Source organism: bacterium, from assembly GCA_008933615.1.
GTDB lineage: Bacteria > CLD3 > CLD3 > SB21 > SB21 > SB21.
This window is the reverse complement of sequence record WBUR01000017.1, coordinates 1-22,254: the sequence shown is the minus strand read 5'-3', so window position 1 is coordinate 22,254 and position 22,254 is coordinate 1. Positions and strand designations below refer to the sequence as shown.

Sequence of the window (22,254 nt, the reverse complement as noted above, 5' to 3'; positions counted from 1 at the left end):
GCATAGACAAGAAAATTCACCGCAATTCGAGCGTAATATAAAATTTCATAAGCGGATAAGTTTTTATAAAAAATTATTTAGGAATGGTATTTTTGAAAATTACCTATGACATCGTTTAAAGAATTGGAAGAATCGCAGGCGTGGAAAGAATATTTAGCTTTTGAGGAGGAAAAGCGTAAGTCGATAAAGTCAGGCGATGATGTAATGCACCTTGATTATTTTTCAGGCATGCTGACCGAAGAAGAACTCTCCAATTTTGAAGAAGAGCTAAGTAAAATTGGATTGCGGCTTGGCAGTTATGATAAATCAGGCCAAATGACTGCCAGCCTTGATGATCTTTCACTAGTCACTTTTTTAGTACTTAGCAATACAACTGTGAAAGCCATTATTGATGGCACACTCACAAACCTTACGTGGGAGACGATTAAACATATAACACTGCGAGTTTATCGAAAGGTACGAGGTCAAACTATTACCAAATTCACAACCGGCACTTCGGAACAAAAGCCTGCTACCTTTAGCATCAATGCGCAACTGGATGAGAACACCGCCTATAGTTTTAAATTGGAGGGAAGGGATGAAACAGTCCTCAAAGGCTTAGATAAAATCCTTGATTTTTTAAAAGAACAAAAACCAAATTTGCATTATAAATTTCCTCACCTTACCAATTATGATGAAAAGTCTGGAAGATGGCAAGCTTTGGATATGGAGAAAGAAATAAGGAAGATAGCGAAGAAGGCAAGAAAATCATCCCAAAAGTAAGTTATCCCCCAATCACCGCATCGAGCGCATCATCCGCATCCTTATGCATGAAGTTGGCTTGATAGCCGATGGTGGTGGTGATGGAAGAATGGCGGTAGAGTTTCTGTAACATCTGCACAGGAATTTTATCGCCGGAGAGATTGCCGAACGTGTGGCGGGCGATGTGCATGGTGAGTTTTTTGTCAATCTTGCACGCGGGGGCGACTTTTTTGCGTAGCAGGGTATCAATCGCATTGGTGCGGTTGGCGATTGCCCGTTGCGTTTCAAATTTGTCTTTCAGGTCTGTTTCCGCCAGATCCGGAAAAATCAGGCCGCTTTCTTTTGTTTCTTTCAACCTGTAACGCTCGAAAATCGCCATTGCCTTGTCAGAGACTTTCAGTGAATCGCCTTTGGCGTTTTTTCCCATGATGTAATAGAGCCGCCCATCGCGGATATCGTCCCATTGCAGGCGCAATACATCCGAGATGCGTATTCCCGCAAAATAATAAGAAACCAGCCACAGATTGCGCGCATGATCGGCAGGGCCTTCAAGCGGCGTTTCTTCCAGCCGTGCCACTTCCTCGCGGGTAAGTCCTTCCTTGCGGGAATCGGGAAATTTGATTTTCAGTTTGCCTTTACCGAACGGGTAGAATTTTTCATCACAGGCACCTTCGGCAATCGCTTGGGCAAAAATGGAGCGTAGCACCACAAGATGGTTCACGGCAGAACGTTCCGACATCCCTTGTTTGGAATGTGCATACCGTCTGTACCCATGCTTAAGCCATGCCTTGAACCGCTCTATCAGCGTGATAGTCACATCCTGAAATGCCATGTCATGCTTTAAAAACTCCTTTAAATGCTTCACGCGCGGGCTGTCGGCATTAAAACGGTTAAACTTCCCATCCGCCCTGAGCCGTTGCAGGTAAAGGTCTGCCTGAGCGAACAAGGTGCTGCCGGCAGTGGGTTTGACTTTTCTCCGCACCGTCTGCGGCGAAACATGCTGACGGGCGCTTTCCAGTTCCAACGCCTTTTCGTTGGCTTCAGCCAGTTTCTTGAGCAGAAAATGGTTAAGCCAGGTCGCATTCGGGTGCGATTTTTTCACGCGTTGCTGTGTGCCGTCCCATTGTTCGGGCTTCACGCTGTAATCCAAATAAATATACGAGGATTTCCTATCTTTGGTAATCCGAATCGCCAGCGGCGAAGTGCCGTCTTTCTTGGTTTCCTTCCGCAGAACCAGTTTGATTGCAGCCATAATTTTACTACAACAATACTACAACATTTTGCGGTTTTTTATGCGAAAATAGGTGAAAAAATGTTATCCCAAAATTCCATATTTCCCATATTTAAAGGGGTATTGTAGCGATATGAATTCAAATGAAATCACATCTAATAGGACTTAAAATCCTGTTGGCAGTAATGCCAGTACGGGTTCGATTCCCGTCCCGGGCACAGTAAAACCGAAGCAGCAACGCTTCGGTTTTTTTTATTATTTTGCTGCCATGTCAACTTTATACTTTGTTCTCCTCACATATCGTCTAAAAACAAAATGACAGATGTCCTAAGGCAGCATATAGTTAAACGACTTGGGCCTAATCATGAAAACTTGGATCTCGTATTGTCTAAGTTCACACCGATTGAGGTAAAAAGAAATGAACACCTTGTGTTGCAGGGTGAAGTTTGTAAACACGTATATTTTATTGCTAAGGGATGTTTGCAAGTGTATGTGTATGATAATGAAATGAATGAGACCACCCGCGATATTGTAACCGAAGATAACTGGTGTACTGAACTTATCAGTTTTGGCAGCGGACAACCGGCAAGTGAAAATATCAGAGCGGTAGAGCCAACACATCTTTTAGCCATTGATAAGCTTGGATTTGGTGAAATGATTGAGAGAGTTCCACAATTTGATGCTGTATATAAACAAATTCTTGAGGCTTCTTACGCCAACTCGGTATACAGGATAAATACATTCGTATCATTATCAGCACTTGACAGAATAAAGTGGGTAATGCAAAACAGGCCTTCACTTATGACAAGGGTTTCGAGCAAACTGATTGCTTCTTATTTAGGAATTAACAAAGACGTGTTTAGTAGGTTAAAAGCCAAATTATAGACTTTTGTCATCATCCGACCGGTTTTAGATGTTGAGTTTTGTACCATAATTCAAACTAAAAATTTAAAACCATGACAGAGTATCTATTATTATTTCGCAATGCAAGTGCGCCAAACAGTTATTTGGCAACTACAGACGACATGGCCGAAGATATGCCCAAGTGGCAATCGTGGATTGGCAACATTGCAATGCAGGGCAAGCTGGTGGGCACCGCTCCTATTCTTTACGACGGTTCAATAGTAAACAACGATGTTGTAAACAACGGACAACCCTACAAAGAAGCCAACAGCGTATTAGTATCCGGTTATCTTATCTGCAAGGCAGAAACCATTACCGAGGTGCAAGAGTGGGCTAAAAGCTGTCCCATTTTAAAATACCCCGAAAGTTCAGTAGAAATAAGGCCTTTGGTGCCATTTCCGATTAATTAATCTGTATATAATATGGAAAGATTATTAACCGCCGGCCGGTTTTTGTTCCCGTTGTCGTTTCTGCTGTATGTAGGGCTTCACTTCGGAAACCCTTTAGTAGGTGCAAGTTTCGTCCCCTCGTGGCTGCCTTTCCCTGTATTTTGGAATTACTTCACCGGTGTATTAATTCTAATGTTTATCATCAGTTGCTTATTGGGTAAATACGATAAATTAGCCACAGTACTAATGGCCTTGTATGTACTTTTAATGATTATTATGGTACATATACCCAGTGCAGGAACGAATGAAAACGATATGCTGAACATATTCAGAAACCTGATGGTAATTGGCGCATTGTTGGTGTACGCTAAATATGCCGCTAAAGACAAAAGAATTACAGGCTAAAATCCATCCTACAGTTTAAATAAAATACCTGAACAGAGTAAAACAGTAGGCGATACCCTTTAAGCAACAACAACATCCTCCTCATATTATGTTCCGAATGGATAAAACCATTCGGAACATAACTTCAAAAAATTGAATTTTATGTTCAAATTGGTTTAATCGCTTATTATTAGCAAGTGCTTAGGCTTAATGGCAAAACAGAGAATACCTTAGTAAGGTTACGGTTATCTGCATATATAACATACCTTCTTGTAACGCTGTCGCAAAGCACCTTTTTAATTGCCGCAAACACACCCTGTCGCGTGTTTTTCACCTATTTACCTTTGTTTCATACAAAACAGTACTATGAAACACTACACGTTATTTTTTCGCATGGATATTACCACTCCCGAAGCACAACCTACTCCAGAGCAAATGGAGTTGTATATGGAGCAGTGGGGCGATTGGATGGACATGATTGCAGCCAACGACCAACTGGCCGACGGCGGTACGCACTTATCCGTACAAGGGAAGGTACTTAGACCCAACAATGTAATGACTGACGGGCCTTACACCGAAAAAAATGAATCAGTGGCCGGATACATTATTGTTTTGGCTGAAGATATTAACGGAGCCGTGTCAATAGCCCAAAGCTGCCCCATTTTACAAGGCGAGGGTACCAGTGTAGAAATACGCCAATGTATGGGCATGTAACCCGTTACAAACTATGAAAACACGAGCGCAACCCCACAGTTGCGCTTTTTTTGTTAAATTTACCCCGTGAATATCCTATTGGTTTATCCCAAAATGCCCGACACCTTTTATGCTATGAAGCATTTTATCAAGGTGATAGGTAAAAAAGCTGCGTACCCTCCCTTAGGTCTTTTAACCGTTGGGGCGATGCTGCCCAAAGAGTGGAACAAAAAGCTGGTGGATATGAACCTTGCCGATTTATCAGACGCCGACCTGCAATGGGCCGACTATGTGTTTCTTTCGGCGATGAATGTGCAAGAAGAATCGGTGCGTGAAATTGTAGCCCAATGCAACAGGGCGGGAGTTAAAATTGTTGCAGGCGGTTCATTGTTTACCCACGAGTACGAGCGTTTTCCCAATATCGACCATTTTGTACTCAACGAGGCCGAAATCACATTGCCATTGTTTTTAGAAGACTTGGCAAACGGTACTCCCAAACCCCGCTATTTCTCGGATGAGTTTGCCGATGTAACCCAAACACCCATTCCGGCTTTTGAACTGGCCGATATGGACGAGTACATCTACTCCATTGTGCAATACTCACGCGGCTGCCCTTATATGTGCGACTTTTGCGATGTTACCGCACTATTTGGTCGCAAACCCCGTGTAAAAACCAGCCAACAGATAATTGCCGAACTGGAAGCCCTTGAGCGCATCAGCGATGTGCAACTGGTACTGTTTGCCGATGATAACCTGATTGGTAATAAACGTATCCTTAAAAGTGATTTGCTGCCCGCACTGATTGAGTGGCGCAAAAAGAAACAACCGTCTTTCTTTTTTGCTACCCAGCTGACCATTAACCTTGCCGACGATGAAGAGTTGATGCGATTATTGCTGGAAGCGGGTTTCAGGCATATTTTCATCGGTATTGAAACACCGGATGAAGTGGGATTGAAAAACTCTAAAAAAACCCAAAACCTAAAGCGCGACCAGTTGATGAATATTCAAAGACTGCATCAAACTGGGTTTATTATTTCAGCAGGGTTTATTGTGGGGTTTGATACCGATAAACCCACTATTTTTAAGCAACAGGTTGATTTTATACAACAAAGCGGTATCCCTTTGCCCATTGTTAATATTTTGAAAGCTCCGCCGGGTACTGAGTTATTTGAAAAGATAAAAAGTCAGGGACGGTTGAGCCGTGAGTTTGCTTTTGCCGAAGGTGAAACCAATATCATCCCTGTGATGAATGAAAAGATGCTGTTTGACGGCTTTGTAGAACTGATAAACAACATTTACACCCCCGAAAAATCATACGAGCGGCTGATACAGTTTTTTACCACTTACAAACACCCCAAAATAACCGTAAAAGTGCCTTCAAAATTCAGGATGAAGGACTTGAAAATGGTGTTCCGCATTGTGTACTTATTGGGCATAAAAGACCCCAATCGCAAGTATTTTTGGAAACTTATCTTCTGGACGCTGAAAAATAATCGCAAGTTTTTGGATAAAGCAGTGTTTTACGGCATTATGATACACCAAATGCACCAAACCTGCATCCACATCGAAAACGATGTGAAAACCCAAAACAGGCACCTGTACGTGCAGAAACCCGAACCTGTTCTTAGTTTGTAATACAAAATAATATTGTATACTTTAAAAATTTAATGAGTGTTCTTGATTATCCTATCAATTTGTTGACTTATTATGGATGAATTTTTAAACTATGATTATTTAAGTAAAACAGATGTAATACTTTCATTACTAATTAATATCCCATTTGTCCTGTATTGGGTGTTTAAGTTAGCAGCAGCATTAACTAATTTCAGTAGAATTAGCAATGTTAAATCTGGTATTTATAATGGGTATTGGATTGATCCAATTAAAAAAGAAATAAATTGTGAAGTTTTGCGATTAAAAAAAACAATTAGAGGGCTTAGAATCATTCCTCTATATAAACACAAAACTTTTCATGATTACAAGGTTCTATTAAAACCATATAAATTGAATCATTATATTTTTGGAGCAGTTTGGTCAGGGAAAGAAGACACCATTTATAGAGGGTATAGCTTATTTTTATATGATATTGAAAACGATACATTTATCGGCAAGTGGATTGGCCCTAAAAGTAACGGGCATATAAATAGCGGTGACTGGCATATGGCTTTCTTTACCGACGTAAATAGCTTATATATTAATTATTTAAAGTTGAGGAAATTTTATACTCTTCGCGAAATGTTTTTTCCATCAACAACAATTCTTACTCATATTATTGCAAAACACAAGACCTACCCATTTGATACTTTTAAAGTTGAAAACATTGAACTAAGAATAAATGAAAATTCATTTATTCCTACTTTAGGGAAAATTTCAATTCCATTTATTAAGTATATCCAAACTAAAGTTAACTCTTCTGATGCAGTTCTTGACATAGGAACAGGTACAGGCTTTTATCCAATATATTTAGCAAAAAATATAAGGTGTAACGTAAAAGGGATTGATATTGGTGAAAAAACAATCACACTGGCTAGAAGTAATGCTATTCAAAATGAGGTAAGTAGTTTAGTAGAATTTGATGTCTGTAAGGAGGACGAATTATTTTTTTCAATTAGTACGAAAGAAAAATTTGATTTTATTATAGCCAATTTACCCTTTACAAGGGTTGCAAAATCATATCAATCACGAAATTCGAACTTTTATTCATCATTTGCGGGCTCAGTTAATTTGCTCGAACAGCTTATTCTTGGTTCTCAATACCATATTAAGCCTAACGGAAAATTGCTGTTTTGTTATGGGGAATCAGGGTATAGGGATTTGCTTGAATCATTAGTGAAAATTTCATCTTGGGGTTATTTAAATATTGTTAAAACAATAACTGAAAAAGATGAGACCTTTTATATTATGGAGTTAGAACTTTCCGAAAGGGTTAAAAATTATTACTCTGAATTAAATGAAATGCAGCAAAAATTAAAATGACCTTTAATTAATGTTTTCCAAACAACTTGTTCAGTTTTTTTTAAGGGCTGATGCAAAATCTAGTCTGACCACCCCCTGCCCCTCCTTTTCCTACGACGCAAGCCCTGCAAGGAGGGGAGTCAAACACGCAGGCCTTTTATAGACGTACGACTATCGAAAACTGTAATCACTTTTGTGTTTGTGAGCCAGTAGCGGCTGTTTCCCTCCTTCGACATGGCCTGTGGGCAGGTAAGGAGGGAGTAAGGGTGGTTAAAAGCTAATTAATACCTATACGATACTGAAACAAGTTCAGCATGACTGTCGGCAACCCGTCATTCCCGCGCAGGCGGGAATCTCACTCTGTAATCAAACTTGTGAATCATGATTCCCAATCAAGTTGGGAATCACTACCCCACTAACTCCTCAAAAAGCCGATTAAACTCCCTTATAAAAATCTTCCCTTAACTCTATTAGCAGGCTGTTCACCATTTGCGGGTTGGGGGTTTCGGGTAAAGCACTGTTGTCAAACAGTTGGTTTACGGTGTTTACTTTTTCCATTGCTTGTTGCAGCAGGTAATCGTATTCAAACTCACCGCTTTTAATGTGCAGCAAAAAATCACGTTCAGGTCGCTCAACTATTACTTCGCCTTTGGTGGCAATATCTTCGGCCATGTTCAATAGCCTGAAAACGTGCATCATATTTTTGGCATCGTAATTCTTACCGTGTTCCAACGTATTTTGGTAACGGTTCTCGTTCCGCTTCTCCACCCAGTCCCAATACTCTTTATACTCGCGGCAATGCACCGAATAGCCGTCTTTATTAAAACTCAAAACAGCAACAGGCTCAATCCCTTTAGGCACCGTGCTTACCCATACATCATTGGCATAATCACTTGAAAAAATCCCCTTCATGTCTCCCCCTTGCGAGGCATGAAACACAGCATACCCGTCCCTAAAATGGGGCAATGCCACCAATCCGCATTCTTCCTGTTTGTATCCCTTTTGTAAAAGCCATTGTTGCAATGGCACACTCCCCTGCCCGCTCACCACGTGGCAAAAATCTGCAACGGTTTTTCGTTGCCTTTCTACAGGGTTGTGTATTTTTTTATTAAGTCCGCGTGCCTTTTTTATTTGTGCCTCAGCATATTGCACAAAAGTTTGCCGGCAAAGTTTAGATAAAAACACATCGGGTTTTACTCGCTCCATCAACGGATGCTTGTACAACAAACTATTGACGGGGGTAGCCAACAATTCAAGAATATTGGGGTTATTTTTTAGCAGCAGTTCAAAAAACCGCTTTAACTCATAAAACACAATATCATTGGTAGGGTTGTTCACTTGCTCAACATATTCAAGCCCGTAAAACTCCTTCTTAGGTAAAATAAATACCCCTTTAATATCCGTATCCGATTGCGGGGTAGATAGCCCGTATGCCCTGCTACCGCTAATGGCGTGCAACACTACATTACTATCGGGTATAAATGTATCACCAACTTTCATGCAGGTATTTCCTAAATAATTCGTTTAGCGGTTCGGTAGGATTTTTTGTTGAAGCCGTTGTGTGCTCCTGTTCTCTGCAAAACTGCATACTGTCAGCAATAAATTTTTGCAATACGGTTACAGGCGGAATTGTATGTTTTTCATCTACCTGCGTTTTTTGTAATAGCAGAGTATCAATTGCGTTTTGTACTTCTGTATTGTTAATGATAGAACGTAAGGGTTCAAACTCCATTGGCGGGAGAGTGCCCTTCCCTATCGTCCAAAGGCAAGCCAATACAGGCCGCAGTGCATAAAAGTATTTCTTTATCCTCACTTGTTCGCCCGATAAGCTGTTTTCAAAAGTATTAGCGGTCATGCTAAGATAGTGATTACAGCCCGCCCGGGGAATGTAATATTGCGGGGCAAGGGCGGTCATTTTCGCATAAAACTCTTCGTTACAAGCATACACAATGGGCGATTGCAGCCACTCCATCAACGGCGGATTTGATTTACGAAACAGTTTTAATGCTTTACGAATGTCCCAGCCGCTTATATCCAATACTTCATTCACGGGTAATTCAATTACATCATCAGCATTATCTATCGATAAATAATAATCAGGATTATGGATGTAGATAAACCGTACATCGTAATCACTATCCGGCGAAGCAAAACCCCACGCCCTGCTGCCCGATTCGCAAGCGTACAAGATTTTTACGTTGTTGTTTTGCTCAATTCCTTTCAGCTTATCGATTATTATTTCTCTCATAGTAATGTTTATAGTTTATACGATGCTGAAACAAGTTCAGCATGACTGACTGTAAATATAATAGGCATCACCATTAGCGATGCCTATTATACCTTTCGCAAACTAATATAAATATCTTTTAGTTACCCGCAAATGGTGTCCCGAAGACTCCCACTGCAAGTTCTGCCCAAATGACTAACAAGGCAAACAGAATGACCCCGCAAACAAGCAGCCTGTGCCCTGTTTTCTTTACTTTTCGCAGGGTAAACTCTATCAGCAACCCTGTACCGAATAGCAACATACCCATCGCTGCAAAATCCAAGGTTGTCCAGTTTACTTCATCGGTAAACTGCATGGCAATTAGTGGCAAGGCCAACAGTGCCGTTGCGCCTATCATAATGGCTATAAGCCTTTTGTTCTGTGTGGTGTTTAAAGTGCTGTTCATATCGTTGCTTTATTTATTTAATTCAAAAGTACTTTGCATAACAAAGCTAAAGCACTTTGAGTTTCAAAGCAATATTTTTTAATGCTTGTTGGAGAAAGTGAAAGAAACGTACTAATAAATTATTAGTGCATACATTGTTGAAACAAGGGATATGCGTATAAAACACGCTTGAGAGGGTAATTGCAATGAATGCCCTTAAAAAAGCTATTAGACTGGCTACTATCGATTTGTAAAGACAGGTACCCAATTTTCAAATCAGTTAATTATTACCTATACGATGCAGAAACAAGTTCAGCATGACAGGGTGGTGTTTGGCTATCATTCTAAGCGGAGAAGAAGAGTGCGTATGCACTAGCGGGAAGATTCCCCTTTATATTATGTGTATGAAAGCTGGATTTGTTTCCATTGTTCAAGAATATTAATTAAATCAGTTAAGGAAAGTTCAACTATTGGAGCACAAATTAAATCATTATTAATATAAATATTTTGATTTGATTTACAGATTGATACGTCCAAATCTTCCCATTGATCAATTGTAAACCAATCTCCTGTAACATTATTATCAGCAAGGGTTTGGAAATCCCAGTACCCACCATATAAGTTATTTGCGATATTGTCAATATCGGTCCAGTTATTTTTAATGTTTTGCAATTTATTCAATGCATTGTCTATCTTTTCAATTGTCAAATAGTTCCAATTCAATAATAAACTTAAATTCTCCATCGATAAATCCTGAAATTCGATTAACTTATTATTGTCTACTGATTTGATTATAAAGTTTGTTAATCGCATATTTTAACGTTTAAAATTAGAAAAATATGTTGCTTTTTATTACTGAATTTGCCTTCCATACTTATATCAACTCTCCCGGCTGGAGCAAACATCCTGCTTGTCTAGTAATAAATAAGTTGTTTGCTTAAATAAAATCTATTTTTAGCTTCTTACAAAGCAGGAATGACTGCAAACACTCATCATCAAATTTTCAAATCAGTTAATTAATACCTATACGATGCTGAAACAAGTTCAGCATGACTATCGGCAACCCTTCATTCCCGCGCAGGCGGGAATCTCACTCCGTTATCAAGTTGGGAATGACTACCCCACCAACTCCTCAAACAACTGATTAAGTTTTTTTTCAGGGTTGGTGCAAAGGCCGGGGTGCACTTTTGAGGTTTGCAACACAGTACTGCGGTTAGCCGTTAGCCAACGAAACCGCGAAGCAAGGTCTAGCTTTGCTATTGGTCCGCCGTCGGCATCGCCTTTGCAAATTTTTTCAAATCCTGCCAAATACGCTTCAACGGCGGGTACATCCAGCACGGGGCAAAACACCTGCAACCGTTGGGCATCCACCACGTACTTCACCTGCAAAAACTGATGCTTCTTGCAAAACAGCACAACCCCCACATTAATAAACTCCTCACGCTCCACGCGGGGCACAATGCGTATCACAGCATACTCAAAAAGGTGATGTTCTTGCATTTTCTGCCTCCTTCACAAAAATTTCTGATACCTGTAAGCGGGTTTCCAAAAAGCTGCTATACACTTCCCTGCGACTGTCGGCAGTTTCATCTATCGTGTTTTCAAGTAACCATTCATCAGGCACTTGTGCCACAATCCCTCGAATAACTTCGGGCGTAAGTATTTGTTTAAACTCAGCATCTACCCTTTCCAACTCCGTGGCGCGACGTATCAGCACGTGGTCTTTAACCTGCACAAAAGGCTTTTTGGCCTGTTCCTCCCAATTGTCCCAAGAGTGGTGAAAATACAACGAAGCCCCGTGGTCAATCAGCCACAACTCTTTATTCCACCACAGCATATTGGTATTTCGTGCCGTGCGGTCAACATTGGTTAGTAAACAATCCAGCCACACAATTTTTGAAGATAGCAACGGGTCTATCAGCGTTACCGCAGGGTCGTACGTCATACTGCCTTGCAGGTAATGTACGCCCAAATTTAAGCCCTCGCTTTTGCGCAACAACTCTTGTATTTCCTCGTCGCCCTCTGTGCGACCAAAATCTGCGTCCAAATGGGCAAATACCATTTCGGGTACTTTAAAACCCTGCACACGGGCAATCTCACCGCCAATAAAATCTGCTATCAGCGATTTTACCCCCTGCCCTGCCCCTCTGAATTTCAGCACGTACAAAAAATCATCGTCCGCCTCGGCAATGGCAGGCAAAGAGCCGCCTTCGCGTAGCGGGGTTACGTATCGCACCACGTTTACATGGCGCGGCGGGGCAAATGTTTTCGTCATCACAATAATTATTGCCAGCACAGCGTACTGTGTTGGTAAGGCAATTTTACTATATTTTAGCCAAGTAAAAGCTATGAAAACACCTACCTCTATTTATTTACTACTCCTTTGCGTTGCAATTGTTGTGTTGCCGTCGTGCAAATTGGGGCGTTTTGTATTTTACAATTTTGCTGATTTAAAAGACTATAAAAAATTTCCTGCCCGCACTGTTAATGCAGATAGCGTTGCGTTTACATTCTTCAAAGCACAGCACCCTAAAGCTCCAAAAAATATCACCGTTAATGACCGAGAGGCGAGCTTTGAAAAGTTTTTAAAGGATAATAAAACCGTGGCGTTTTTGATTATCAAAGACGACTCGATACACTACGAAAATTATTTCAGCGATTATGATTCGGCTTCGATTATCCCTTCTTTTTCGGTGGGGAAATCGGTTTTGTCTGTGTTGATTGGTTTTGCGGTTGACGACGGCTTGTTGGACGTTAACGACTCTGTGTTGAAGTATCTTCCACAACTGCACAAGAGTTTTGAAAAGGTAACCGTGCGCGATTTGCTGCAAATGACTTCGGGGGTTAGGTTTAACGAAAGCTATTGGAACCCTTTCGGGCACGCGGCTTCGTTTTATTATGGCAGGAATTTGTATAAGGAATGTAAGAAACTGAAGGTGGTAAATGAGCCTGCCAAAGAGTTTGACTACATCAGCGGGAATACACAATTATTGGGTTTGGTGCTTGAAAAGGCATTGAAAGGAAAAACGATTTCGCAATACATGGAGGAGAAGCTTTGGAAACCTTTGCAAATGGAATACAGTGCCAGTTGGAGCATTGATAAGCGAAAGGGCGGGGTAGAAAAAACATTTTGTTGTGTGAATGCCCGTGCCCGCGATTTTGCAAAAATCGGTAGGCTATATCTTAACAAAGGAAATTGGAACGGGAAACAATTACTAAGCCCCGAATGGGTTGAAACTTCTACGAAGGTGGATACTGCAAACGGTAGTGCTTGGTTTTACCAATACGGGTGGTGGCTGCCCACTAAAAACGGTGATTTTATGGCCATCGGAATTTTGGGACAATACATTTATGTGAACCCTGCTAAAAACCTGATTATTGTGCGTATGGGTAAACAGGTAGGCAAGGTTGACTGGCGCAAATTCATGCCTATGCTGGCTGACGGGTATTGATTGGAGATTAGTGGTTGGTGATTAGGGATTAGAGCAACATAAGATATGTTGCTCTATAAACGAAACATTCCGAAAGGTTTAAAACCTTTCGGAATGCTATACTTGAAAACGACAGGTTTTAATACCTGTCGCCGTGATACTTTTACAAGCTAAACGTGATACCGCCTATACCGTTCAAACTATAGGTAGGGTAATTGTACCAACGTTGGTAACGCACCGAAGAAATATTATTCAATCTCACAAACAACGAAAGTGTTTTGCGGTAGCGGTATTCCATCCCGAAATTAAAATCGGCAAACGCTTTCAGATTGGTAGCAGGTAAAGTAGTGTACTCACTGGTGGCGGGACGTTGGTTCATTAAAAACACATCAGCACTAAACAACAATTTATTACCAATATTATAAGTAGTGTTTAGTTTCACCTCGGCAGTGGGTAATTGCCATGCCTTTTGTTTTGAGTCTTGTACTTTATAGTTATAAACGTTTGCGGTCAGGTTCAAACGCACCTTCTCGCTGTATTGGTAAGCCAATTCCGCGTTAAAACGGATAACGTGCGCATCAATATACAAAGGTTTAAACCTGCGCAATACCGTGCTATCAGCAATAAATACCGCCATATCGTTAAACTGGTTATAAAACACGCGGCCTATAAACCCAAAACTAGCGTTGGCCTTGCCTTTTATACCCAAATAACCTTCAAAACGGTTTACGGTATTACCCATTGCAATACGGTTGGATAAAAACGCATTTTCAGTAATAAAACTACGAAGAGTATTTTTTTGCAAACCGCCGTTTACCCCTGCAATGGCTGAGAAAAATCCTTTTTCAATCTCGTATTCAGCATCCACTACAGGGAATAAATAAAACTTAGGTTTTGCAGTGTCAACATACACCGATGAATTTACACCCAAGGTTAGTTTTAGCTTATCTCCGTTAGGAGTATAACGTGGATTTAAGTGAACAAAATTACGGTTAAGGCTGCCCAAGCTATCGCTGTAAGAGCTATAGCTATACGCAAGGTTAACCTTTAGCACATCTTCTTTAATAAGGGTTTTAAAAGAGGTGGTAACTGTAGCATCGTTTTCTTGCGCGCCCCACTTATCGGTAAGATTATGAAACGCTACCGCACCTTTAAACTGCATTTTGCGTTTGCCCCACTCTTTGCTTTCCCAACCTGTACTCGCCGCAAATGTGTTGTACACCTGTTTCAAACTATCGTCGCCAGGGGTATAAGGAAACGTTCTGTCGAATCCGTAAAAACGTAGCCCGTTACGCACATAATCAAAATCACCGAACAGAGTACCTGTTTTAAAGAAACGCTTACCGAACAAGCTAACGTTGTTATCTGAAAATATGGCTTTATCGGGTCCATTAGCAGAAAGGTGCTTGATTGTTAGCCCGTAAGCACTGTATTCGCTGCGTTTGTTGTGCAGGTAAATCTCAGCCAAAGGCGAGGCATAATTACCAAACCCAAGCCTGATATGGTTGTTGCGAAGGTTGGGCGGAGTATTTTTTCCCATCTCCAACGCTTTGGGTATATCCAGGCGGGAAACGGTACGGAATTGTATCGGGATAATTGAATACGAAAGTTTGGGCAACGGTGCATCGGGAGCCTCGGCCACAGGAGCGGTTTTTTCCTTTACTGCATCGGCCAAATAAGGTACATAATCAGAAATTACCGTTACATCGCGGATAGACAAAGTAGTATCCTGTGCTTTTACAGCCACACCCAACAAAACCAACCCAAAAGTTGCTATATATCTGCCTGTTACTCTCATTATAAAAACAATAACGGCAAAAATATAGCTTAATTATAAGGCTCCTGCCTTAATACTATCCACCACAGAGGGGTCTAACAGGGTTGAAGTGTCTCCAAGATTAGACGTATCGCCCTCGGCTACTTTGCGCAAAATGCGGCGCATAATTTTTCCGCTGCGGGTTTTGGGTAGTCCTGTAACTACTTGTATTTTATCAGGTTTGGCAAATGCACCAATAATGCGCGATACAATTTCTTTTATTTCAGACCTTAGTTTGTCAACGTCTTGCGGTGTATGGTGGCAGATTACATACGCGTAAATGCCTTGTCCTTTAATATCGTGTGGATACGCAACCACAGCACTTTCTACCACTAACTCATGTTCATCGATGGCACTTTCTACTTCACCCGTCCCTATGCGGTGCCCTGATACATTTATCACATCGTCAACGCGACCCGTAATGCGGTAATACCCGTCTTCGTCGCGCTTGCAACCGTCCCCTGTAAAATAATAGCCTTTATAGGCCGAGAAATAAGTTTGTGCATAGCGGTCATCATCGCCATACACGGTGCGAGCCATGCCCGGCCATGGAAATTTAACACACAATACCCCTTCTACCCCATTGCCTTCAATTTCATTTCCTTTTTCGTCAAGCAACACGGGTTGTATGCCCGGCATAGGCAAGGTTGCAAACGCCGGCCTTAGCGGGGTAATACCTGCCAAGGGGCTAATCATTATTCCGCCTGTTTCGGTTTGCCACCAAGTATCTACAATGGGGCAACGGTTTTTACCTACGTTTTCGCTGTACCAATGCCAAGCCTCTTCGTTAATAGGCTCTCCTACAGAGCCCAACACACGAAGGCTGTCGAGTTTAGTTCCTTCAAACTGACCTAACCCTGCGGTTTCTAACGAACGTATAGCCGTTGGGGCGGTGTAAAATATGGTTACTTGATGTTTATCCACTACCTGCCAAAACCTTGAGGGTGAAGGCCAAGTGGGAACTCCTTCAAAAAATACGGTTGTAGCACCATTTAGCAACGGACCATACACAAGGTAGCTGTGCCCTGTAATCCAACCCACATCAGCGGTACACCAATATACATCTCCTTCTTTGTACTGAAATACGTTTTTAAATGTATAGGCCACGTATACCATATAACCGGCCGTGGTATGCAAAATACCTTTGGGTTTTCCTGTAGAGCCTGAGGTATAAAGAATAAACAACGGGTCTTCGGCATCCATTTCGGCGGGGGTGTTTTGTGCCGTTACTTTTGCCATTTCATCGTGCCACCACACATCACGCCCTGCTGTCCAATCAATAGCGTCTCCTGTGCGTTTATAAACAATACTTTTTATTACCGTGGTCGATGTTTTTAATGCTTCATCTACAATCGCTTTTAAGGCTACGGTTTTATCTCCGCGTTTAAATGTATCGGCAGTGATTACCGCTTTTGCACTGCTATCATTCATCCTATCGGCCAATGATTGTGCAGAGAAACCTGCAAACACAATAGAATGCACCACGCCAATGCGCGTGCAAGCCAGCATGGCTATCCCCGCTTCGGGTACCATAGGCATATATAAAATAACCCTATCCCCTTTTTGCAAACCTTGCGCCAGCAGTACATTGGCAAACTTGCACACCTCTGCATGCAACTCATTGTATGTAAGTGTTCTAACGGCTTCATCAGGATTATTAGGCTCCCAAATAATTGCCGTTTGATTGCCGCGGGTCTCAAGGTGACGGTCGAGTGCGTTATAACACAAGTTGGTTGTCCCCTTTTTAAACCACTCTACTTTAGGAGGATTGAAATTCCACGCAAGGGTGGTTTCCCAAGGTTTGTACCAATGGAAGCTTTTTGCTATATCGCCCCAAAAGCCCTCGGGGTTTTCTGTACTTTGTTTGTAAACGGATGTATATTCTTCAAACGATTGTATCTGCGGAAGGGTGTGCGAAGCATTGTTCATGTGCCCAATTTATAAAATTATTAAGAAAGCCGCACCACTATTTTCATGGCTTCTACAAAACTTTTATTACCCAATGAAACGCATCAATGTTTAAACGTTGATTTCACGGCTTGTTGGGTTTTTTGGTTGAAATTGCAAAAAAGGAAAATTCTGTACAATTTTTAAAAAGGGACGCAAGGCATTTTTGCAGACACATTTAAAACTATGAGAAAAGTAAAACTTTACATTGCCGCCAGCTTTGACGGAAAAATTGCCCGTCCCGACGGGGGTATTGATTGGTTACCTAGCCCCACTGCCGAGGATTACGGCTACGAACCCTTTTACAATAGCATTGATACCATTGTGATGGGGTATGCAACGTATGAAGTTTGCCTGAGTTTTGACGGCAAATGGCCGTATGACGGAAAAAAATCGTTTGTGTTTACCCGTAGCGCAACCAAACCCTTATTGGAGATAGCTGAACGCGTTACAGAAAATCCTGCCGATTTTGTAAGAAAACTTAAGGAGCAAGACGGGGGTGATATCTGGCTTTTGGGTGGTGGACAAATAAACACTTTGCTGCACGATGCAGGATTAATTGATGAATACATAATAGCGTACATCCCCGTATTACTCGGAGAAGGGATTGAGCTTTTCCCCGACATTAAAAAGCAAGTGAACTTAAACATCACCCAACATAAGGTGTACGATAGCGGAGTAGCTATGTTTTATTTCAGCCCTAAAAAAGAATAAAATATATTTGAGTTACAACCTCATGGAACAGTTTACGTTATTATGGGGTCTAATATCCAAGTACAACACTATGAAACTATATTTTACTGCTACATTGCTGTTTACCTTGTGCCTTAATGCGCTGCATGCACAACCTATTGTTGGGGGTACTCCCAGCCAGAAAAACGAATTCCCGTGGATGGTAGAGTTAGTAGCTGCCGATGGGGAACATATTTGCGGCGGGTCGCTAATTCGGTCAAATTGGGTATTGAGTGCCGGACATTGCGGCTTGGGTTTCGAAAATATTGTCCCTAAACCTTCAAGAGCAATAATAAACGGTTTAAGCAGCGCAAACCCGCAAACTGGCTCGCAAACCATTAATATTGACACCATCATTGTTTTTCCCGGATACGACTTAATGGGTGATATGAATTCAGGTGTAGATATTTCGCTGATGCGTTTAAAGAGTCATTCAACGTATACTCCTTGCTTAACCGCAACTGCCAATGATGCAGCACTGATTAACGAAGGACAGCCTGTAACAGCCATGGGCTGGGGCATATTAAACGATGATGATTTTAGCACACCTGATACCTTGCAAAAAGCTTCTATAAAAATAATAAACCAAACCACCTGCCAAAGCACTTATGAGTTTAACCATTTGGGTTACCTGTGTGCGGGCTATACAAGCCCGGATAAACAGGCGGGAGCAGCATCGGGTGATAGTGGCGGCCCGTTAGTAGCAAAACGCAACGGCGAGTGGGTGCAAGTGGGCATTGTAAGTGGCGGTTCAGGGCTGGTTACTACTGAAGAAGGTCCGGGACGTTATGTTAGCGTAATCGCACTTAGTAAGTGGATTGACTCCACCATCAATGCACAATCGGCAGCAAGTGCTGTGCAGGATATTTTTAACCCCTATCCTATTAAAGTAATTGCGGCACAAGGCACGCTGGCTTTTGAAACTCCCACTGCCTATGATAAACTTACTGTGCAACTGCACGATATATCAGGCAGGCTATTGGTTGAAAAACAATTAACCAATTTGGACGAAGGCCGCTATGAAATTGAAACCGGAACATTGGCCGAGGGTATTAAAATACTAACGTTTATCAACCCTACGGGTAATTATGTACTACAACACACCAAAGTGGTGTTTTAACAGCTACCCGTATACTTTATTGCAAAAGCGTGGCGAAATTGATCCGTCACGCTTTTGTAGTTTTTGCCCCAACAGTTTGGCTACCCTTGCAACGTTTTACGGATAACTTTCCCCATTAGTGGCAACAACTATTTCTTTATATGAAAACACTATACGGGGTATTTTTTTGTGTTGCCATTACTGCATTTTTATCCAGCTGTACAGCTAGCAAACACAGCCGTAATAGCGCCGCTCAATCAACCGGGTGGGCAATGCCACAAAGTGACCCAACCGGAATAACTGAAAATTTTAACCAATATGCCGATGGCAGGTTGTTTGAAAACGAATCACCAGCCCCGGTGGTTGATACACAAAAGATAGTGTACACTGCTGAAATGGACTTAACAGTCAAAAACCCTGACTCAGTTGCCAAGAACATTATTCAATTGGTAAAAAGCAACAACGGATATGTGCAAAGAGGCAGTAATACCTTTTTAATACTAAAAGTGCCCAACAATGGTATGAATGCTATTATTACTGCTATTGAAACACAAGGAAAAGTAACCTACAAAAACATTACTGCGGATGATGTTACCGAAACATACTATGATGCAGCTACACGATTGGACAACCTTAATAAAACCCGTCTTAGGTATCTTGATTTGCTTAACAAAGCACAAACTATTGAAGAAATGTTGCGTGTTGAGAAAGAACTGGAACGAATAAATGGTGAAATTGAATTTCTTAAAGGGAGGTTGCTTCGGATGGATAACAGCATTCAATACAGCACTATATCCGTATCACTTAATAAAAAAGTGAAGCCCGGTATCTTAAGTTATCCCTTTATTTGGCTCTACAAAGGAGTTAGCTGGTTGTTTGTAAGAAATTAAATCTTGAGCCAGCAGAAGGCTGGCCTTCGACAAGCTCAGTGTATCCGCCGCACATACGCCCGTCTGTCGTCATTGCGCGGAAGCCGTCTTCGGCTGACAAAGCAATCCGTTTCAACACCTCCCTTAGTCCCTCCTTGCCTACCCACAAGCCATAACCAAGGAGGGAAACAGCCGCACAATGCCATTGAAAAACGTCCGAATATAGTCTTTGCAAAAAAACCGCTTTTGGGTTTTGAAGCAATCTGTTCCCCATCCTTTGGTATTGCGCCGAGAGACCTCGCAATGACAGGGAGGTGTGTTTTCTTTAGTACTTAGTTTTTAGAATTTAGAATTTGGTTATTGCCACCTCGCCCCTTGGGCAGGCACAGGAAACAAAAAGCCCTTACACAAAATGTGCAAGGGCTTCTATATTCTTAAACCGAGGGAATATTATTCTTCTCCTAAAAAGTCGTAAGTGTAATCGGTTGGGGGTACAAATGTTTCTTTAATACTGCGTTGGCTGGTCCAGCGTAGTAAGTTCACTTTAGCACCTGCTTTATCATTGGTACCTGATGCCCTTGCGCCACCAAACGGTTGTTGACCAACTACAGCACCGGTAGGCTTATCGTTAATGTAGAAGTTACCTGCACTGTCGCGCAATTTTTCAGTAGCGACAGTCAATGCATAACGGTCTTGACCCAAGATAGCACCTGTTAATGCGTAGGGAGAGGTTTTATTAACCAACTCAAGAGTTTCTTCGTATTTGGCAGCTTCGTACACATAAATAGTTAGTACAGGGCCAAAAATCTCCTCACACATGGTAACATACATCGGGTCTTTAGCCAATAATACCGTAGGATTGATAAAATACCCGTTGGTTTTGTCGTACGTACCGCCTGCAATCACTTCAACCGAAGGATCGTTTTTAGCAGCATCAATATAGCTGGCAATTTTATCAAACGCCTTTTCATCAATCACCGCATTTACAAAATTGCGGAAATCTTCAACAGGACCTACTTTCAAGCTGTTTACAGTAGCTGCAAACTTGTCTTTAATCTTTGCCCACAACGTATCAGGAATGTAAGCACGCGAAGCTGCTGAACATTTCTGTCCTTGGTATTCAAAAGCACCGCGAACCAACGCAGTAATCACCACATCGGGGGTAGCACTTTCGTGTACCATTACAAAATCCTTACCGCCTGTTTCACCAACAATACGAGGGTAAGTTTTGTATTTACTGATATTAGTACCGATGGTTTTCCAAATGTTTTGGAAAACTCCGGTTGAGCCTGTAAAGTGTATACCTGCAAAATCGGGGTGGTTAAATACTACCTCTCCCATGCTTGGGCCATCAACATATACAAGGTTAATAACACCGGCAGGTACACCCGCCTCGCGGAAAATCTCCATCAACACATTAGCACTGTATATCTGCGTGTTGCTGGGTTTCCATACTACCACGTTGCCCATCATGGCTGCACTGGTAGGCAAGTTACCTGCAATGGCAGTAAAGTTGAACGGTGTAAGTGCAAACACAAAACCTTCCAGCGGCCTGTATTCCAAACGGTTCCATATACCGCGTGAAGAAATAGGTTGGTCGGTATATATTTCAGTCATAAACTGAACGTTGAAACGCAAAAAGTCGATAATCTCACACGCAGAATCAATCTCAGCCTGATAAGCATTTTTGCTTTGGCCAAGCATGGTAGCTGCATTTAACTTAGCACGGTATGGGCCTGCAATTAAGTCAGCTGCTTTTAAAAATATAGCGGCACGTTGTTCCCAAGGCATATCCGCCCAAGCGGTACGGGCTGCCAACGCTGCGTCAATCGCCTGTTGCACGTGGTTTTTATCGCCTTCGTGAAACACACCCAACAAATGTTTGGTGTCGTGTGGCGGACGCAATTCTTTGGTATTACCACTGCGTACTTCCTTACCGCCTATATACATAGGTATATCCTCTTGTGTGGCACGGGCATCAGCCAACGCTTTTTTCAGTTGGGCTTTTTCTTTGCTGCCGGGGGCGTAGTTAAGTACAGGTTCGTTTACGGCTACGGGAACTTTAAAAAATCCGTTCATATAGGTGTGTCTGTTATCAGTTATTTGTTAGTGGATTAAAAAATAAAAGCGGTGCAAAGATATGCTTTGACCTTTGCAGTATCTACACCTTTTATCAAATGATATGCCATAACCTGCAAAGAAGTGTTTACAAAAAAGCAACGTACTTTTGGTATAAAACGTCTTGTGTTTAGTATGATAAAAAACTAATCTTGTAACCATACTAATTATGAAAAACATATTAATTTTTGCATTGGCACTTTGCATTGGGTTGTTTTCATGCAGCCCGATTGAAGAGTCTCCCGAACCAAAAAACACTGACACTACACAAAGCGGCGGCGGCTCAGGTGGAGGA

21 protein-coding genes are annotated in these 22,254 nt (G+C 41.7%); 11 read left to right on the top strand and 10 right to left on the bottom strand.

The features are described 5' to 3' along the window. Nucleotides 1–105 precede the first annotated feature (105 nt). Nucleotides 106–762 (top strand): hypothetical protein, encoded by a 657-nt coding sequence (locus tag F9K33_07870; GenBank protein KAB2879743.1) that lies wholly within the window; start codon nt 106–108, stop codon nt 760–762. 1 nt (nt 763) lies between these two features. Here F9K33_07870 and F9K33_07865 read toward each other — a convergent pair whose 3' ends face one another. Then, nucleotides 764–1,993: a tyrosine-type recombinase/integrase gene (locus F9K33_07865; protein KAB2879742.1), complete on the bottom strand. Its 1,230-nt coding sequence runs from the start codon at nt 1,991–1,993 to the stop codon at nt 764–766. A 294-nt stretch (nt 1,994–2,287) separates the two neighbouring features. On the opposite strand from F9K33_07865, the gene F9K33_07860 reads away from it, so the two are divergent. The 6 genes from F9K33_07860 (at nt 2,288) to F9K33_07835 (ending at nt 7,317) form a co-directional block, all read left to right on the top strand. After that, on the top strand, nt 2,288–2,857 hold the full coding sequence (locus F9K33_07860; protein ID KAB2879741.1) for a cyclic nucleotide-binding domain-containing protein: 570 nt from the start codon (nt 2,288–2,290) through the stop codon (nt 2,855–2,857). Between the two features lie 71 nt (nt 2,858–2,928). After that, entirely contained in the window at nt 2,929–3,285 is a 357-nt protein-coding gene (locus F9K33_07855) for a hypothetical protein (protein KAB2879740.1), read from the top strand. A gap of 12 nt (nt 3,286–3,297) precedes the next feature. After that, entirely contained in the window at nt 3,298–3,669 is a 372-nt protein-coding gene (locus F9K33_07850) for a hypothetical protein (GenBank protein KAB2879739.1), read from the top strand. Nucleotides 3,670–4,014: 345 nt separating this feature from the next. Then, nucleotides 4,015–4,362 (top strand): transcription initiation protein, encoded by a 348-nt coding sequence (locus tag F9K33_07845; GenBank protein KAB2879797.1) that lies wholly within the window; start codon nt 4,015–4,017, stop codon nt 4,360–4,362. Nucleotides 4,363–4,455: 93 nt separating this feature from the next. After that, nucleotides 4,456–5,976 (top strand): B12-binding domain-containing radical SAM protein, encoded by a 1,521-nt coding sequence (locus F9K33_07840; protein ID KAB2879738.1) that lies wholly within the window; start codon nt 4,456–4,458, stop codon nt 5,974–5,976. Nucleotides 5,977–6,048: 72 nt separating this feature from the next. Further along, entirely contained in the window at nt 6,049–7,317 is a 1,269-nt protein-coding gene (locus tag F9K33_07835) for a methyltransferase domain-containing protein (GenBank protein KAB2879737.1), read from the top strand. 414 nt (nt 7,318–7,731) lie between these two features. Here F9K33_07835 and F9K33_07830 read toward each other — a convergent pair whose 3' ends face one another. From F9K33_07830 to F9K33_07805, 6 genes are all read right to left on the bottom strand, one after another. Beyond that, nucleotides 7,732–8,796: a nucleotidyltransferase gene (locus F9K33_07830; protein ID KAB2879736.1), complete on the bottom strand. Its 1,065-nt coding sequence runs from the start codon at nt 8,794–8,796 to the stop codon at nt 7,732–7,734. Beyond that, the gene (locus F9K33_07825; GenBank protein ID KAB2879735.1) at nt 8,783–9,544 is read right to left on the bottom strand and encodes a nucleotidyltransferase domain-containing protein; all 762 of its coding nucleotides are present in this window, start codon (nt 9,542–9,544) and stop codon (nt 8,783–8,785) included. Before F9K33_07825 ends, F9K33_07830 begins: the two co-directional genes overlap by 14 nt. A gap of 118 nt (nt 9,545–9,662) precedes the next feature. Continuing rightward, entirely contained in the window at nt 9,663–9,968 is a 306-nt protein-coding gene (locus F9K33_07820) for a hypothetical protein (protein KAB2879734.1), read from the bottom strand. Nucleotides 9,969–10,343: 375 nt separating this feature from the next. After that, complete coding sequence (locus F9K33_07815) at nt 10,344–10,691, bottom strand: hypothetical protein (protein KAB2879733.1); 348 nt, start codon at nt 10,689–10,691, stop codon at nt 10,344–10,346. Nucleotides 10,692–11,063: 372 nt separating this feature from the next. Then, complete coding sequence (locus F9K33_07810; GenBank protein ID KAB2879732.1) at nt 11,064–11,447, bottom strand: DUF3037 domain-containing protein; 384 nt, start codon at nt 11,445–11,447, stop codon at nt 11,064–11,066. After that, complete coding sequence (locus tag F9K33_07805; protein KAB2879796.1) at nt 11,425–12,222, bottom strand: aminotransferase class I and II; 798 nt, start codon at nt 12,220–12,222, stop codon at nt 11,425–11,427. The genes F9K33_07810 and F9K33_07805 overlap by 23 nt, the downstream gene beginning before the upstream one ends. Nucleotides 12,223–12,295: 73 nt before the next feature. On the opposite strand from F9K33_07805, the gene F9K33_07800 reads away from it, so the two are divergent. Beyond that, on the top strand, nt 12,296–13,399 hold the full coding sequence (locus F9K33_07800) for a serine hydrolase (GenBank protein KAB2879731.1): 1,104 nt from the start codon (nt 12,296–12,298) through the stop codon (nt 13,397–13,399). A 142-nt stretch (nt 13,400–13,541) separates the two neighbouring features. Here F9K33_07800 and F9K33_07795 read toward each other — a convergent pair whose 3' ends face one another. Further along, a complete protein-coding gene (locus tag F9K33_07795; protein KAB2879730.1) occupies nt 13,542–15,098 on the bottom strand; it encodes a hypothetical protein in 1,557 nt (518 codons plus the stop codon). 111 nt (nt 15,099–15,209) lie between these two features. Continuing rightward, nucleotides 15,210–17,123 (bottom strand): acetate--CoA ligase, encoded by a 1,914-nt coding sequence (gene acs, locus F9K33_07790; protein ID KAB2879729.1) that lies wholly within the window; start codon nt 17,121–17,123, stop codon nt 15,210–15,212. Between the two features lie 204 nt (nt 17,124–17,327). Here acs and F9K33_07785 point away from each other — a divergent pair, with 204 nt between their 5' ends. From F9K33_07785 to F9K33_07775, 3 genes are all read left to right on the top strand, one after another. Continuing rightward, on the top strand, nt 17,328–17,855 hold the full coding sequence (locus F9K33_07785; protein ID KAB2879728.1) for a dihydrofolate reductase: 528 nt from the start codon (nt 17,328–17,330) through the stop codon (nt 17,853–17,855). A 22-nt stretch (nt 17,856–17,877) separates the two neighbouring features. Beyond that, nucleotides 17,878–18,993: a serine protease gene (locus tag F9K33_07780; protein ID KAB2879727.1), complete on the top strand. Its 1,116-nt coding sequence runs from the start codon at nt 17,878–17,880 to the stop codon at nt 18,991–18,993. A gap of 140 nt (nt 18,994–19,133) precedes the next feature. Then, entirely contained in the window at nt 19,134–19,862 is a 729-nt protein-coding gene (locus F9K33_07775) for a DUF4349 domain-containing protein (protein ID KAB2879726.1), read from the top strand. 429 nt (nt 19,863–20,291) lie between these two features. Here F9K33_07775 and pruA read toward each other — a convergent pair whose 3' ends face one another. After that, nucleotides 20,292–21,920: an L-glutamate gamma-semialdehyde dehydrogenase gene (gene pruA / locus F9K33_07770; protein KAB2879725.1), complete on the bottom strand. Its 1,629-nt coding sequence runs from the start codon at nt 21,918–21,920 to the stop codon at nt 20,292–20,294. Nucleotides 21,921–22,254: the final 334 nt, after the last annotated feature.